The 13,358-nt window shown below is 38.8% G+C and carries 15 protein-coding genes; 6 read left to right on the top strand and 9 right to left on the bottom strand.

The genetic code is table 11. From position 1 onward, the window contains the following. The 3 genes from ribH to pyrF are packed head-to-tail and all read left to right on the top strand — an operon-like array spanning position 1 to position 1,605. Positions 1–471, top strand: a complete 471-nt coding sequence (ribH, locus tag C6H22_RS01225) for a 6,7-dimethyl-8-ribityllumazine synthase (protein WP_104693528.1) — start codon at positions 1–3, stop codon at positions 469–471. Between the two features lies 1 nt (position 472). Continuing rightward, entirely contained in the window at positions 473–907 is a 435-nt protein-coding gene (gene nusB / locus C6H22_RS01220; RefSeq protein WP_104693527.1) for a transcription antitermination factor NusB, read from the top strand. Next, positions 904–1,605, top strand: coding sequence for an orotidine-5'-phosphate decarboxylase (pyrF, locus tag C6H22_RS01215; RefSeq protein ID WP_104693526.1), 702 nt, complete (start codon positions 904–906; stop codon positions 1,603–1,605). The genes nusB and pyrF overlap by 4 nt, the downstream gene beginning before the upstream one ends. A gap of 51 nt (positions 1,606–1,656) precedes the next feature. On the opposite strand, the gene C6H22_RS01210 is transcribed toward pyrF, so the two are convergent. From C6H22_RS01210 to C6H22_RS01195, 4 genes are read right to left on the bottom strand one after another with little or no spacing between them, the layout of a single operon-like run. Then, positions 1,657–2,601, bottom strand: a complete 945-nt coding sequence (locus tag C6H22_RS01210) for a thiamine pyrophosphate-dependent enzyme (RefSeq protein WP_104693525.1) — start codon at positions 2,599–2,601, stop codon at positions 1,657–1,659. 12 nt (positions 2,602–2,613) lie between these two features. Next, a complete protein-coding gene (locus C6H22_RS01205; RefSeq protein WP_104693524.1) occupies positions 2,614–3,825 on the bottom strand; it encodes a 2-oxoacid:ferredoxin oxidoreductase subunit alpha in 1,212 nt (403 codons plus the stop codon). Between the two features lie 9 nt (positions 3,826–3,834). Further along, complete coding sequence (locus C6H22_RS01200) at positions 3,835–4,233, bottom strand: 4Fe-4S dicluster domain-containing protein (protein WP_104693523.1); 399 nt, start codon at positions 4,231–4,233, stop codon at positions 3,835–3,837. A gap of 17 nt (positions 4,234–4,250) precedes the next feature. Next, on the bottom strand, positions 4,251–4,811 hold the full coding sequence (locus C6H22_RS01195; RefSeq protein ID WP_095626957.1) for a pyruvate flavodoxin oxidoreductase subunit gamma: 561 nt from the start codon (positions 4,809–4,811) through the stop codon (positions 4,251–4,253). Between the two features lie 228 nt (positions 4,812–5,039). Here C6H22_RS01195 and C6H22_RS01190 point away from each other — a divergent pair, with 228 nt between their 5' ends. Continuing rightward, on the top strand, positions 5,040–5,624 hold the full coding sequence (locus C6H22_RS01190) for a ribonuclease HII (protein ID WP_233706978.1): 585 nt from the start codon (positions 5,040–5,042) through the stop codon (positions 5,622–5,624). 29 nt (positions 5,625–5,653) lie between these two features. Here C6H22_RS01190 and C6H22_RS01185 read toward each other — a convergent pair whose 3' ends face one another. From C6H22_RS01185 to tig, 5 genes are read right to left on the bottom strand one after another with little or no spacing between them, the layout of a single operon-like run. Further along, the gene (locus C6H22_RS01185; RefSeq protein ID WP_104693521.1) at positions 5,654–7,195 is read right to left on the bottom strand and encodes a YifB family Mg chelatase-like AAA ATPase; all 1,542 of its coding nucleotides are present in this window, start codon (positions 7,193–7,195) and stop codon (positions 5,654–5,656) included. Positions 7,196–7,214: 19 nt separating this feature from the next. Beyond that, entirely contained in the window at positions 7,215–7,724 is a 510-nt protein-coding gene (gene def / locus C6H22_RS01180) for a peptide deformylase (RefSeq protein ID WP_104693551.1), read from the bottom strand. Then, on the bottom strand, positions 7,693–8,808 hold the full coding sequence (locus C6H22_RS01175) for a nucleotidyl cyclase domain-containing protein (protein ID WP_104693520.1): 1,116 nt from the start codon (positions 8,806–8,808) through the stop codon (positions 7,693–7,695). Before C6H22_RS01175 ends, def begins: the two co-directional genes overlap by 32 nt. An 8-nt stretch (positions 8,809–8,816) precedes the next feature. Continuing rightward, positions 8,817–9,407, bottom strand: a complete 591-nt coding sequence (gene clpP / locus C6H22_RS01170) for an ATP-dependent Clp endopeptidase proteolytic subunit ClpP (RefSeq protein WP_104693519.1) — start codon at positions 9,405–9,407, stop codon at positions 8,817–8,819. A gap of 9 nt (positions 9,408–9,416) precedes the next feature. After that, positions 9,417–10,793 carry a trigger factor gene (tig, locus tag C6H22_RS01165; RefSeq protein WP_104693518.1) on the bottom strand — a complete coding sequence of 459 codons (1,377 nt, stop codon included), beginning with the start codon at positions 10,791–10,793 and terminating at the stop codon, positions 9,417–9,419. Positions 10,794–10,873: 80 nt separating this feature from the next. Here tig and fliI point away from each other — a divergent pair, with 80 nt between their 5' ends. After that, positions 10,874–12,193 (top strand): flagellar protein export ATPase FliI, encoded by a 1,320-nt coding sequence (gene fliI / locus C6H22_RS01160; protein WP_104693517.1) that lies wholly within the window; start codon positions 10,874–10,876, stop codon positions 12,191–12,193. Positions 12,194–12,275: 82 nt separating this feature from the next. Beyond that, positions 12,276–13,316 (top strand): UDP-glucose 4-epimerase GalE, encoded by a 1,041-nt coding sequence (gene galE, locus C6H22_RS01155; protein ID WP_104693516.1) that lies wholly within the window; start codon positions 12,276–12,278, stop codon positions 13,314–13,316. Positions 13,317–13,358 lie beyond the last annotated feature (42 nt).

Genomic DNA, 13,358 nt, shown 5'->3' with positions numbered 1-13,358 from the left:
ATGAATACGATAGAAGGTGTGCTACAACTACGCGGAGATGAAAAAGTGGCAATCATTAGCTCACGATTTAATCATATCATCACCGATAGACTTGTAGAAGGTGCTAGAGATTGTTTTTTGCGCCATGGAGGCAATGAGGACTTACTAGATTTGGTGTTGGTGCCTGGTGCATACGAAATACCCTTTGTCCTGCAAAAACTCTTGACACAGGGAAATTATGATGGAATTTGCTGTCTTGGAGCAATTATCAGAGGTGATACACCACATTTTGATTATGTCGCTGCAGAAGCCACAAAAGGTATAGCAAATGTGACACTCAAATATGGTGCAGCAGTAACTTTTGGTGTGCTCACTACAGATTCACTTGATCAAGCCATTGAACGCGCTGGTAGTAAAGCAGGTAACAAGGGCTTTGAATCTATGAGTGGACTTATAGAACTCATTAACTTATATCAGAATCTAGGAGTGTAATATGGCAACACGCACACAAGCACGAAATGCAGTGCTTGGGATTTTATACGCGTATGACATCGGTAATCACACAGCCATAGAGGAAGCCACACAGATTCTAGAAGAAAAAAAGATTCGCCACAAACAACAAGATTTTGCACTAGGACTTATTAATGGCGTGCTTACAAATCTCCGAGATCTTGATACACTTATCAACACGCACTTAAAAGAATGGGATATTAGTCGGCTTGGGCGGATTGAATGCTCAATTTTGCGGCTTGGTGCATATGAACTTTGCTATACACAAACCGATGCGCCCATTGTCATCAATGAGGCGATTGAGCTTGGCAAAATATATGGCGATGAAAACGCACCGCGACTTATTAATGGTGTGCTAGATTCTATACAAAAAATAACCAAAACCATAAACATACAAAACCTAGAGGACACAAAATGAAAGCACCAAAGCTTTGTGTAGCACTTGATTTACCAACAAGAGAATCTAACCTTATCTTAGCGCAATCCCTCAAAATCCATAGCTCAAACTTGTGGCTCAAAGTGGGATTGCGAAGCTTTGTGCGTGATGGCAAAGAATTTTTAGAAGAATTACGCAATATTGGGGATTTTAAGCTTTTTTTGGATCTCAAATTGTACGATATTCCAAATACTATGCTTGATACGCTCAATGAGATTCATAAGCTTAGTATAGATATGCTTACAATCCATGCCAGTAGTGGTGCCAAGGCAATGAAAGCCTTAACACGATACAAGCAAGAAACTCCCAATGCACCACTTATTCTTGCAGTTACGGCACTTACAAGTTTTGATGAAGAAACCTTTACCCAAATCTATAACGCACCTATTCTTAATCATGCACGTAATATGGCAGTTTTGGCATATACAAGTGGATGTGATGGTGTAGTATGTTCATGCTTTGAAAGTAAGACAATAAAAGAAGCTACACAAAAATCATTTCTTACGCTTACACCCGGGATTCGTCCATTTGGGGAAGAAAGTAGCGACCAAAAACGCGTAGCAGACTTAGCATTTGCCAAAGAAGCTGGGAGTGATTTTATTGTTGTAGGGCGCCCTATTTATAAAGCACAGGATCCAAAAGGCGTGGTTACAAAAATCCTAGAATCCCTCCAATCATAACCTAACTAACACAGCAACAATGCATAGCAGATTTACTATGCACATATTGTATTATACTCCTGCTTCCTCTTTGCGTTGCAAATATTCCCAACGCGCATCGACATCTTTTTGGAATTGCTCGATAATATGTTCATTTTCTGGCTTGAAAAGATGCTTAAAGCGTCCTTGTGCACCTAGATAATCTCGCACTGGTATAATGTTTTTTGGTCGATAGGTGATGTGCAATTGCGTTCCATTAATCACCTCAAAAAGTGGAAACACGAGTGAATCTACTGCTAAATCACTAATCTCCACGGTTTTATGCGAATCAAATCTCCATTCGGTCGTGCAAGCACTCATCGCATTAATAAATGTCGGTCCCTCTGTTTGAAGTGCAGTCTTAATTTTTTTGTTCATATCTTTCCATTTATTAGGTGCAACTTGCGCAACATAAGGCGATCCGTGTGCTGCCATAATCATAAGAAGATCTTTTTTCTTCTCTTTTTTACCATAACTCGCGCTACCCGCTGGTGTCGTAGAAGTGCTAGATCCAATAGGTGTAGATCCACTTCTCTGCCCTCCTGTGTTGGCATACACTTCATTATCAAGACAAATATAAGTCATATCATGCCCACGCTCAAAGCACCCACTAATCCATTGAAAACCTATATCATAAGTCGCACCATCACCACCAAAAGCCACAAATTTTGGCTTCTCACCATTATATTTACCTTTTTTTACCAAAGCCTTATACATTGCTTCTGCACCTGCAACTGCTGTAGATCCATTCTCAAAACCAATATGAATCCAAGGCACATCCCAGCTTGTATGTGGATACACTGCCGTAGAAACTTCAACGCAACCAGTAGAGTTTCCTATGAGAATAGGTCCATCAGCGGTATTAAGAACTTCACGGATAATCATACCATGTGCACAACCAGGGCACAAAAGATGTGCACCTTCAAACTTTTCTGCAGATTTAGAAAATTGTTTAAGATTTTTAATTTCTTTTACCATAATGTATCCTTCCTAAAAAAAGCTTAGTTTAGGACCGCGAAGTCCGATAAATTGCTGTGTTGGGTGCGTAAGCTTACCTGCTTTGGCATCTTGATTAAGCTCTTCATACACTTCAGTCAAATGCGCCTGTGTCAAATCGCGTCCTCCCAAACCATAAATGTAATTTGAAGCAACTGCCTTGCCCCCTGTGGCATGAATAGCACTTGTAGCTTCATTAAAGAGCATACCCATAGCACCTGCTGGCAAACTCCTATCCAAACATGCTATAGCTTTGAGATGCTTAAGCTTTTCACCAAATTGATCAAATGGGAAAGGACGCAATGTGCGCAATGATACAACACCTGCCTTGATACCTTTTTTGCGAGCCTCTTTGGCAGCAATACGAGCAGATTCTACCGTGGTGCCCAGCGCTACGATCGCGACCTCTGCATCATCAAGATCATAAGTTTCTACAAAATTATAAACGCGTCCTGTGAGTTTTGCAAATTCCTCAAAAACCTCTTTGATTACCTTGTGAGATTCCATGATAGCGTGGTGAAGTTGAGCTTTATGCTCAAAATGCCAATCTTCTTCAGTTTGAGAACCATAAGTCACAGGGCGACTAAAATCCAACATAGGATTTTTGCTCTTATATTCTCCCACAAAAGCATACGCTTCTGTATCACTAAGCGGACGCACTGTTTGAGCAGTATGCGAACAAATAAAACCATCTTGATTGACAATCACAGGCACACGCAAATCCTCCGCGATTCTAAATGCCATGAGATTGAAATCATACGCTTCTTGCGGATTATAGGTGCAGAGATTTATCCAACCAGTATCACGGCTAAGATACATATCAGAATGATCGCCATTGACATTAAGCGGACTTGCTAAGGCACGATTTACGAGATTAAGCACAATTGGCAAACGCATACCAGAAGCTTGGTAGAGAACTTCAACCATTAATGCAAAGCCTTGCGAACTTGTAGCAGTAGCCACACGACCACCAGCGGCGGCTGCACCCACACATGCACTCATGGCAGCATGTTCAGATTCTACCATTACAAACTCTCCATCAATATAGCCATTACCCATAAATGTGCCGTAATTTTGCACAATAGGTGTAGAAGGGGTGATAGGATAGGCAGCTACCACATCGATTTGGGCTTGTCGCATCGCGTGAGATGCAGCCATATTACCATCCCATACCTCGATTTTTTGCAATTCCATAACTTTTGCCATAGTTTCTCCTTAGCTTTTCTTTTTGTCTTCTTTTTGTGGCCATGCACTCAAAGCTTCTTGATTATCCTTATGATCTTCAAACATTAATAAGGATTTTGGATTCGTAGGGCAGACATCCACACACACACCACAACCCTTGCAATGCACATAATCCACGCCGGCTAATTTTTCATCTCGTGCCAAAATAGCGCCATCAGGGCAATACACCCAGCAATTAAAGCAGTTAATACATACTTGAGAATTATGCACAGGCTTTTCTACACGCCAATGCGCTACACTCGCAGTAAAAGAACTATCTCGTGTATATTGTCGTTTGTCGTTATGTTCCTCAATTTGGGCTTTCGCATCACTACCAAAAGGGAAAAGAGCCGATCCAATCTCTAATTCATTCCAGCCTCTATTATCCATTACTACCTCCTTATGCGTTATTGCACTTCATCATAAGCGCGTCTAATAGCTACCATATTGCCATCAATGACTTTTTGTGGAAGTTTTTTACCAAGCACTTTTGTAAAAGCTTTAAGAAAAAATTCCAACTCTAAAATCCCAGATACTTTCATTAATGCACCAAGCATAGGAGCATTAGGGATAGGTTTGCCAAGCTCTTGGAGAGAAATTTTGATACAATCAAGAGTGTGAATCTTTTTGCCCTGTAATTGTGGCTTTTTCTCTAATAATTCATCTTTAGAGAGGTGTGTTGTAATAATATATTGTGTCGTAGGTTTTTCATGCTCACAAATATCAGTGATAAAAACGAGTCCGGGATCTATCACAAGCACATAATCAGGATTCATAAATTTCTCGTGGTTGAGTATAGGTTCTGAATCTATACGATTATAAGCTGTCATTGCAGCCCCTCGCTTGGCTGAACCATAAAATGCAAATGCTTGCACTTCTTTGCCTGTCCCAGCAACCACATCGGCTAGACCTTTTGCTCCTGTCACCGCACCTTGACCAGCGCGCGAATGCCACCTAATCTCTAGCATTTTTACTCCTTATTTCTTAATAAAGTGCTTTGAGAGAATATATTCTTTCAAGTAGCGAAATTATAAAGAAAAAGACTAAAATAAAAGTAAAATTTTACTAAATTTTAAGTTTTTTATAGCAAAATGTGTGTATTTGTATCATCTATAGAATATATTCCTTTTTTAGTAATATTTATTTTTAATTTTATACTCTAATGTATGATAAATACAGCATACAAGGGAAATTGCATGATTTGTGGGATTGATGAGGCTGGTCGTGGATGCATATGTGGCAGTATGTTTATGTGTGGCGTGTTAGGCACAGAAGAAACCTTACAGAATCTAGGTATCAAAGATAGTAAAAAACTCTCTGAATCTAAGCGAAAAGCCATTGCACAAGGCTTACAAATCCTCGCACAACAACATCATATCGCATATCACATAGTCGAAAAAACTGCCACACAGATAGATTCACAAGGGTTAAGCACCTGTCTAAAAAATGCGCTTACAGAAATCACGACATATTTTTCCTCACAAACCCATACATTTATCTTTGATGGCAACACTACCTTTGGACTTACGCTCAAAGCCCCACAAACATTACAGACACTCATCAAGGGAGATTCTAAACATCTGCTTATTGGCGCAGCATCTATTTTAGCCAAAGTGGCAAAAGATACACAAATGCACCAACTCCACGAACAATACCCACACTATAATCTAGCTAGCAATAAAGGCTATGGCACCAAAACTCATATACAAGCAATCTTGCGGTATGGCTATACGCCATTTCATCGGCGAAGTTTTGCAATCACACCAACTCTTGATCTCTAAGGTCACGCTATAGCCACTAGTCTTACACCCTACACATGTCGATAGGAAAGTGCCTCTAAAATATGAGACTTCATAATCATTTCGCTTTTAGCCAAATCCGCAATTGATCGCGCCACTTTTTTAAGTTTATTTTGTGCGCGCATACTTAAGCCAAAACGCACACTTGCTTGTTGCAAAAGTGTGTGACTTTCAGAATCTAATACACAAAATTGCTCAATCTCCCTTTCACTTAACTTACCATTAAAGCCATGTTGTCCTCTATTTTTGGCAAACACAAATGCTTCAAACACCATTTCTTGCATATGCCTAGAATCTAAGTTAGATTCTGTGTGTATTACAGATTCTTCTGTCATTTGCACAAATATATCAATCCGATCCAAAAATGGCTCACTAAGGCGATTTTTATACGATCTAATCTCTTTTTCTTGACAACGACATTCCTTTATAGAGCTTAGTAAATTACCGCAAGGACAAGGGTTTTGCGCCCCAATAAATAAAAATAAAGTCTCATATTCAAGCTTAGAATGCACCCTAGAAATACTAAGTTTATGGTTTTCTAAAGGCTCACGCAGAGATTCTAAAATATCGCGTTTAAAATGTGGCAATTCATCAAAAAACAAGATTCCATTATGTGCAAGTGCCACCTCACCGGGCTTTGGTTCAAACTGCGTAGCAGATCCCAAAATACTTGCTTTTGAAGCACTTTGATGAGGGTTTCTAAATGGACGCAGTGGAGAATATGTGCATCCTTGCGCACTCAAAGATTGAAGTTTTAGCGTATGCATAATTTCTGTAAGACTCATAGGCGGAAGAATATAGCGCATTCTTTGGGCAATCATACTTTTACCACAACCAGGACTGCCTTCAAAAATAATATTATGCAACCCTACAGCAGATATAAGAGCTGCACGCTTAGCCATTTCTTGTCCGCGAACTTGTGCAAAATCTAGCGCAAAATCTTGTGTATAATAGTAACGCTTACCCTCTATTTCAAGATGCATAAAATCTAGATTCTTTGGTGTATTTGTGGGTCTTGTATCTTTGGTATCTTGCATATTCCATGTAGAATCTTGGGCATCTAAAATTTCAAGTGCTTGTGATAAATCCTTAGCAAAATGCAAACAAAGATTAGGAATCACGCCTAAAATCTCTTGTGCGCATTCGGGAACAATGACATTGGCATTTGGCGATAACACGGCAAGATCAAAAAGTAATGGAAAAATACTTTGGGTATATTTAATTACTCCATCAAGTCCTAACTCACCAAAAGCAAACCACGGCTCCCTAAGCTCTAGATTCATAGAATGCAAAATAAGCGCGATAGGCAAGTCAAAATAGCTACCACTTTTGGCAATATCTGATGGCGAGAGATTAATAGTAATTTTTAGCGGTGGGAGCGTAAAGCCTGTCTTGGCAAGTGCGGATTGAACGCGTTGTTTAGATTCTTGGATAGAGCTTGTCGCAAGCCCTGTGATACTAAAACTTGGCAACCCCCTTGTAAAAGCGGATTCTATCTCGATAATCTTTGTTTGGGTGCCAACCAAGCTTGCACAAAAAATTTTATTTGTCATGCTTAGAATCTAACAACGCTTATTTTGTCTTTTTGCGCTCTTTCTCAAATTTCTTACGCTTGAGAATAGGAAGCTTATCGACAAAAAGCATACCATTGAGATGATCGATCTCATGCTGAAGTGCCACACTCAAAAAATCATCAGCTTGGAGGACTTTATCGTTTCCAAAACGATCCTTATACGCGAGCGTAACATGTGAAAAACGCTTTGTCTCTTCATAATATTCTGGCACAGACAGACAGCCTTCATTCCATACGATCTCGCCCTCTTGTTTCAAAAACACAGGGTTAATAATCTCAAGCATATCCTCTTTGTGTTGCTCATTATCCTCTTGGCGTGGAATATTAATAACAAGAATCTGCTTATCCACACCCACTTGTATTGCCGCCAATCCCACGCCATTATGTTCAATCATTGTCTCATACATATCATCAAGCAATGTATGCAGAGCCTCATCAAACACCTCTACAGGCTTTGACTTCTTGCGGAGCCGCTTATCAGGGTATTTCAAAATTTCCAAAATCACTATCAAAATCCCCTTCTTGTGTATCCTCACTAGAGCTCTGTTTAAAGATCTCAAGCTTTTTGTTTTCTGATTTTGCGACCTCTAAAGCTGTTCTAACGTTTTGTATGTTTTCTTGCGGTGTGTTGTTTGGATCAAATTTTGTCGCACCTACGACCACATCTAAGGCAATTTGCACATCATCTAAAAATACTGTGCTTTTTTTGAGTGAATCAATAAGTTGCGTGCCCACATCACGAATGCTAGAATAACTTACATTTTTCATAAAAATAGCAAGCTCTGTATCACGTAGTGCGCAAATACTATCTTCTTTCCCGATTTTATCAAGCAAAATTTTAGAAATCATCTTGGTAGCACTGATGAGTGATTTTTTGCTTTTTAGGCTATCTAAGAGTGTATCACTAAGTGCCACGATAAAAAGCGCGTTTTCTCCAGCAAAATCCTTCCCAATAAGACACTCTCGATCAAGTTTTTGGAAAAAAAACTGCTTGTTATAGATACCAAGCACGACATCAAACATAGATTTTTTTTTGATATTTAAAAAATCTTCATACATTTTGGTGTAGTTTTCCACCACAACTTTTGTTTGACCAAAGATTCTTTTATATGCTGTGTTGGCACTATTGAGAAGAATCGTGATAGCATTTTTCACCGCAAGAGGATTTTCAATCTTATCAATCTCTCCAAGCTGTGAGAACATCTTGTTTTCAAAATTTTCTAATTGTTTGCAAAGTACCCCAACCTGCTCAAAAATACTCTTAAGATTTGTAAAACTTTTATTTATGGCGGTTTCAAGTGCAATCACATTCGCATTGTTATGCCGAGATTCCAACACATTACGAATTTTATTCCTAACATCTTCGTTTTGTTCCTTATTGAGGTTACGCTCAAAAATGCTCTCAAAATTTTCTGGAAACGGAAAAATATGTTCATCATCAAGCATTTGAAATGTCTTTCTAGAAATTTCGCTAAGCTTTTCTTTTGTAATGTTATCAGTGGTGTCTGCACTCTCATCAGCATAACCACTAGATACATCATTCTCTAGCTCTAACCCCAAACTTCCAAAAAAATCATTGTTGTTATCTGGCATATCCCACTCTACTTCAAGCTTTTGTTTAAAATCTCATCAATTAGTCCATATTCTTTAGCCTGTGCACTACTCATGAAAAAATCTCGCTCAGTATCTTGTGAAATTTTCTTGATATTCTGCCCAGTATTGTGTGCCATAATTTCATTAAGCGTTTTTTTAAGGCGCAAAATCTCTTGTGCTTGAATCTCAATATCCGTGGCTTGTCCTTGCGCTCCACCCAATGGTTGGTGAATCATAATACGAGAATTTGGCAATGAATAGCGCTTGCCCTTTGTGCCACTACTAAGTAAAAAAGCTCCTGCACTTGCTGCTTGTCCGATACAAATTGTGCAAACATCGGGGCGAATATAATGCATCGTGTCATAAATGCTAAAAGCACTTGTAATAACACCACCCGGAGAGTTAATATAAAAATTTATGTCCTTTTCTGGATCTTCTGCTTCTAAAAATAAAAGCTGTGCGACAATCGAAGAAGCAACATAATCATTAATCTCGCCACTTAACAGAATAATACGATCTTTTAATAGGCGAGAATAAATATCATAACTTCGCTCACCACGTCCTGTGCGCTCTATCACATAAGGAATATATCCACTCATAAGTACCCTTTATGCTAAAGTATCTGATGTTTGTTTGCTAGACTTTGAATTAGAGGCTTTTGGTTCTTTGGTGCTTGCACTTTTTGTATCTGTGTTAGATTCTAATTTAGAATCTAGTAAAAAAGTTAGTACTCTATCTTCTATCATAGCCATTTTAATTGCTGGTAAGAGATTACTTTTTTGATAATACTCAATAGCCGCTTTTGGATCTTGTCCCGTCATCATTGCTTCATAATAGATTGTTTGTAATGCTTCATTATCTTGAATTACAATATTATGTTTGCGTGCTAAAGCATCCATAATGAATGTGATTTGCACACTCTTTTTTGCATCTTCTTTGAAGCTATCGCGCTTTTGTCTTGCTTTTTGTTCATCATTTTTAAGCGTATCAAACTCTTCTTTTGACATAGTATTTAATGCATTTCTGAATAAAATATCCATTTCTTGCTCAACAATCAATTCAGGAAGATCAAAGGTAATCTCTTTTAGCAAGGCTTGGAGCAATGTTTCTTTTAGCTCCTTATTATAGAGGTTTGTTTTATGTTCCATCTCAAGCTGCCCTTTTATCGCATCTTTTAAGCTCTCAAGTGTCGCATCCTGACCCAACATACTTTTTGCAAATGCTTCATCAATTGCCACTGCATCTTTTTGCATAATTTTATGCAATGTGATAGCAAAAGTCGCTGGTTTCCCCGCTAAATGTGTAGCTTGATAATCTTTTGGGAATGTTACTTCAATATCTCGTTTTTCGCCCTTTTTCATACCAATAAGCGCATCTTCAAAGCCTGGAATAAATTGATTCGATCCAATGGTGAGGTTAAAGTTTTGTGCTTTACCACCATCAAAAACTTTCCCATCAACAAAACCTTCGAAATCAATAACCGCCGTGTCATCTTTTTGTAATGCCCTATCTTGCGTTACTTCAGAAAGTGGGGCACGGGAGTTAGCGATCTCTACCAAACGCTCATCAATTTCTTTAGTGCTTACAGACTTAAGTTGTACTTCTGGCACACAATCTTCGACTTTATCAAGGCTAAATTCTGGTGTTGTACTAATTTTTATCTCTACATCAATAGTGTTGTCTTTACTCTCAAATTTTGAAATAAGTGGATTCCCAAGCATTGCTTGAGGCTCTATACCAAGATTCTTCAAACCCGCTTGCAAAAGATCTTGCACCGCCTCTTGCTTAGAATCTTTATCTATTTGATCTTTGTATCGTGATTGTATAAGATGTGCTGGAACCTTACCTTTTCTAAAACCATCTATTTTCACACTCTTGGCGATTTTTTTAATCACATCTTGTGTTTTTTGCTCCAACACACCTTGTGAAATCACACCACTTACCACAGCATTTGCACTATCCAGACTTTTTGTTTGTAGATTCATACAATTCCTTAATTTAATATTTACTCAAGTATAATTTGGCGATTTTAACTAAAAAAACCTTAAAAAAATTTAGGATATTTATGTCATTACAAGAAATTCGCCAAAAGCTTAAAAACACTAACCTTTCTCCAAGCTATGGTAGTATCATCAAAATTATGCCAAATGTAATTGTGGCGAGTGGCATACGTCCAAGCGTGGGAGATATTATTGAATTTTCTAACCCCATAGATTCTCTATCAGAACGCAGCACAAAAGATTTGGGTATAGTGAGCGCAATAGAAAAAGATCATTTTTATATCAATCCTTTTTCATTTGTTGAGGGGCGAAAAAGTGGGGATTATGTCCGCGTTATTACGCAAGGTTTACAGATTCCTGTGGGAAATGCACTTTTGGGGCGTGTGATAAATCCACTTGGAATCCCTATAGATGGCAAAGGAGCACTACATGCAGAATCTAGCACTCCTCTTATGCGGGAACCTATTAGCGCACTCAAACGAGGCGTCATTAATGAGGTCTTTAGTGTAGGTGTCAAAAGCATCGATGGCTTACTCACCTGTGGCAAAGGACAAAAAATGGGAATCTTTGCTGGATCTGGTGTGGGTAAATCTACACTTATGGGAATGATTGTTAGTGGTTGCAAAGCTCCTATCAAAGTAATCGCCCTCATAGGTGAGCGTGGTAGAGAAGTACCAGAATTTATCCAAAAAAATCTCAATAACAATATGAATAATACTATTATTGTTGTAGCCACAAGCGATGATTCGCCACTTATGCGTAAATATGGCGCATTTAGTGCTATGGCTATTGCCGAGTATTTTAAAGAACAAGGGCAAGATGTCTTATTTATCATGGATTCTATCACGCGTTTTGCTATGGCGCAACGTGAAATAGGCTTGGCACTTGGTGAGCCACCTACAAGCAAAGGCTATCCACCTTCTTCTCTCACGATTTTACCCCAACTTATGGAGCGTGCCGGAAAAGAAGAAGGCGTGGGATCTATCACGGCATTTTTTACCGTACTCACTGAAGGCGATGACCTCAACGATCCTATCGCTGATCAAAGTCGCTCTATCCTTGATGGGCATATTGTGCTTTCACGCGAACTCACAGATTCTGGAATCTATCCACCAATCAATATCCTAAACTCTGCCTCGAGGGTCATTAATGATGTTATCACGCCACCACATCTACAAGTAGTAAGAAAATTTCGACGACTATATGCACTATTGAAAGAAAATGAAGTTTTATTGCGCATTGGTGCTTACCAAAAAGGCAATGATCCTGAACTTGATGAGGCACTAGGAAAAAAACTTCTTATGGAGGAATTTTTAAGCCAAGAGTTTAAAGACATTTGGGAATACCAAAAAATCATAGAACAACTTCAAGTCATTATGAGCTAAGACTAATATATGCTACAATCTCAAAAAATCTATTAAGTTGCATGTATAAGAATCTCTAACAAATCTTTAACAAGGAATAGGTATGAAAAAATTTCTCTTTACTGGTGCAAGTGGCTATATAGGATCACACACAGCATTTTGGTTTCTCACACAACAGCTAGATTCTCATATTGTGATTTATGATAATCTAAGCACAGGTTTTGAGGAAAATTACACATACATTGCAAAAGTTTTTGGGGATCGCGTGCGGTTTATAAGGGGTGATGTGGGTGACACACATACCCTCTCTACTCTTATGGCGCAAGAAAAATTCGACGCAATTGTGCATTTTGCTGCCTCACTCATTGTTAGTGAATCTGTGACCCTGCCACTTACATATTACAAAAACAATACACTAAACACTACCCTACTTATCGAGCTTTGTATAAAACATGGCATTAATACCTTTATCTTTAGCTCTACAGCAGCGGTATATGGTGAACCAGATGCAAGCCTTGTGCCTGTGCGAGAAAATGCTCCACTAACTCCTATTAACCCATATGGTGCGAGCAAAATGATGAGTGAGCGTGTGCTTATGGATACACATCGTGCCTATCCACAATTTAATTATGCTATTTTGCGTTATTTTAATGTTGCAGGAGCAAGTAGCGCTAACACACTAGAACTTTTAGAATCTGCACAAGGTTTGGGACAAAGATCCAAAAACGCAACCCATCTCATCAAAGTTGCATGTGAATGTGCATGTGGATCAAGAGAGATGATGCATATTTTTGGTAGAGATTATGCGACCAAAGATAGCACTTGCGTGCGAGACTATATACATGTCGATGATTTAGCAAACGCCCATTTAAGCGCACTAAAATATCTCCAAACACATAATACAAGTGAAATTTTTAATGTGGGTTATGGACAAGGCTATAGTGTGCTTGAAGTTATCCAAATGGTAAAGAAGGTAAGTGGCGTGGATTTTGTGGTCTTAGATTCTGATCGTAGAGCAGGAGATCCTGCTATTCTTGTTGCAGATAATACTAAAATCTGCACTCTCACAGATTGGAAACCACGATTTAATGATCTCGCCTACATCATCAAAAGTGCATATGAGTGGGAAAGACGCGCAAAATGACACGATCCTGTCCGCACACTAAAGGCTGGAGTATTAGGATAA

Source organism: Helicobacter equorum, from assembly GCF_900198655.1.
In the GTDB taxonomy this organism is placed as follows: Bacteria; Campylobacterota; Campylobacteria; order Campylobacterales; family Helicobacteraceae; genus Helicobacter_F; species Helicobacter_F equorum.
This window is presented reverse-complemented; position numbering and strand designations above follow the sequence as displayed.

Excerpts from the sequence above, each read along its gene's own strand:
- ribH (WP_104693528.1), top strand. The coding sequence starts at position 1 with ATGAATACGATAGAAGGTGTGCTACAACTACGCGGAGATGAAAAAGTG.
- nusB (WP_104693527.1), top strand. The coding sequence starts at position 473 with ATGGCAACACGCACACAAGCACGAAATGCAGTGCTTGGGATTTTATAC.
- pyrF (WP_104693526.1), top strand. The coding sequence starts at position 904 with ATGAAAGCACCAAAGCTTTGTGTAGCACTTGATTTACCAACAAGAGAA.
- C6H22_RS01210 (WP_104693525.1), bottom strand. The coding sequence starts at position 2,601 with ATGGTAAAAGAAATTAAAAATCTTAAACAATTTTCTAAATCTGCAGAA.
- C6H22_RS01205 (WP_104693524.1), bottom strand. The coding sequence starts at position 3,825 with ATGGCAAAAGTTATGGAATTGCAAAAAATCGAGGTATGGGATGGTAAT.
- C6H22_RS01200 (WP_104693523.1), bottom strand. The coding sequence starts at position 4,233 with ATGGATAATAGAGGCTGGAATGAATTAGAGATTGGATCGGCTCTTTTC.
- C6H22_RS01195 (WP_095626957.1), bottom strand. The coding sequence starts at position 4,811 with ATGCTAGAGATTAGGTGGCATTCGCGCGCTGGTCAAGGTGCGGTGACA.
- C6H22_RS01190 (WP_233706978.1), top strand. The coding sequence starts at position 5,040 with ATGATTTGTGGGATTGATGAGGCTGGTCGTGGATGCATATGTGGCAGT.
- C6H22_RS01185 (WP_104693521.1), bottom strand. The coding sequence starts at position 7,195 with ATGACAAATAAAATTTTTTGTGCAAGCTTGGTTGGCACCCAAACAAAG.
- C6H22_RS01175 (WP_104693520.1), bottom strand. The coding sequence starts at position 8,808 with ATGCCAGATAACAACAATGATTTTTTTGGAAGTTTGGGGTTAGAGCTA.
- clpP (WP_104693519.1), bottom strand. The coding sequence starts at position 9,407 with ATGAGTGGATATATTCCTTATGTGATAGAGCGCACAGGACGTGGTGAG.
- tig (WP_104693518.1), bottom strand. The coding sequence starts at position 10,793 with ATGAATCTACAAACAAAAAGTCTGGATAGTGCAAATGCTGTGGTAAGT.
- fliI (WP_104693517.1), top strand. The coding sequence starts at position 10,874 with ATGTCATTACAAGAAATTCGCCAAAAGCTTAAAAACACTAACCTTTCT.
- galE (WP_104693516.1), top strand. The coding sequence starts at position 12,276 with ATGAAAAAATTTCTCTTTACTGGTGCAAGTGGCTATATAGGATCACAC.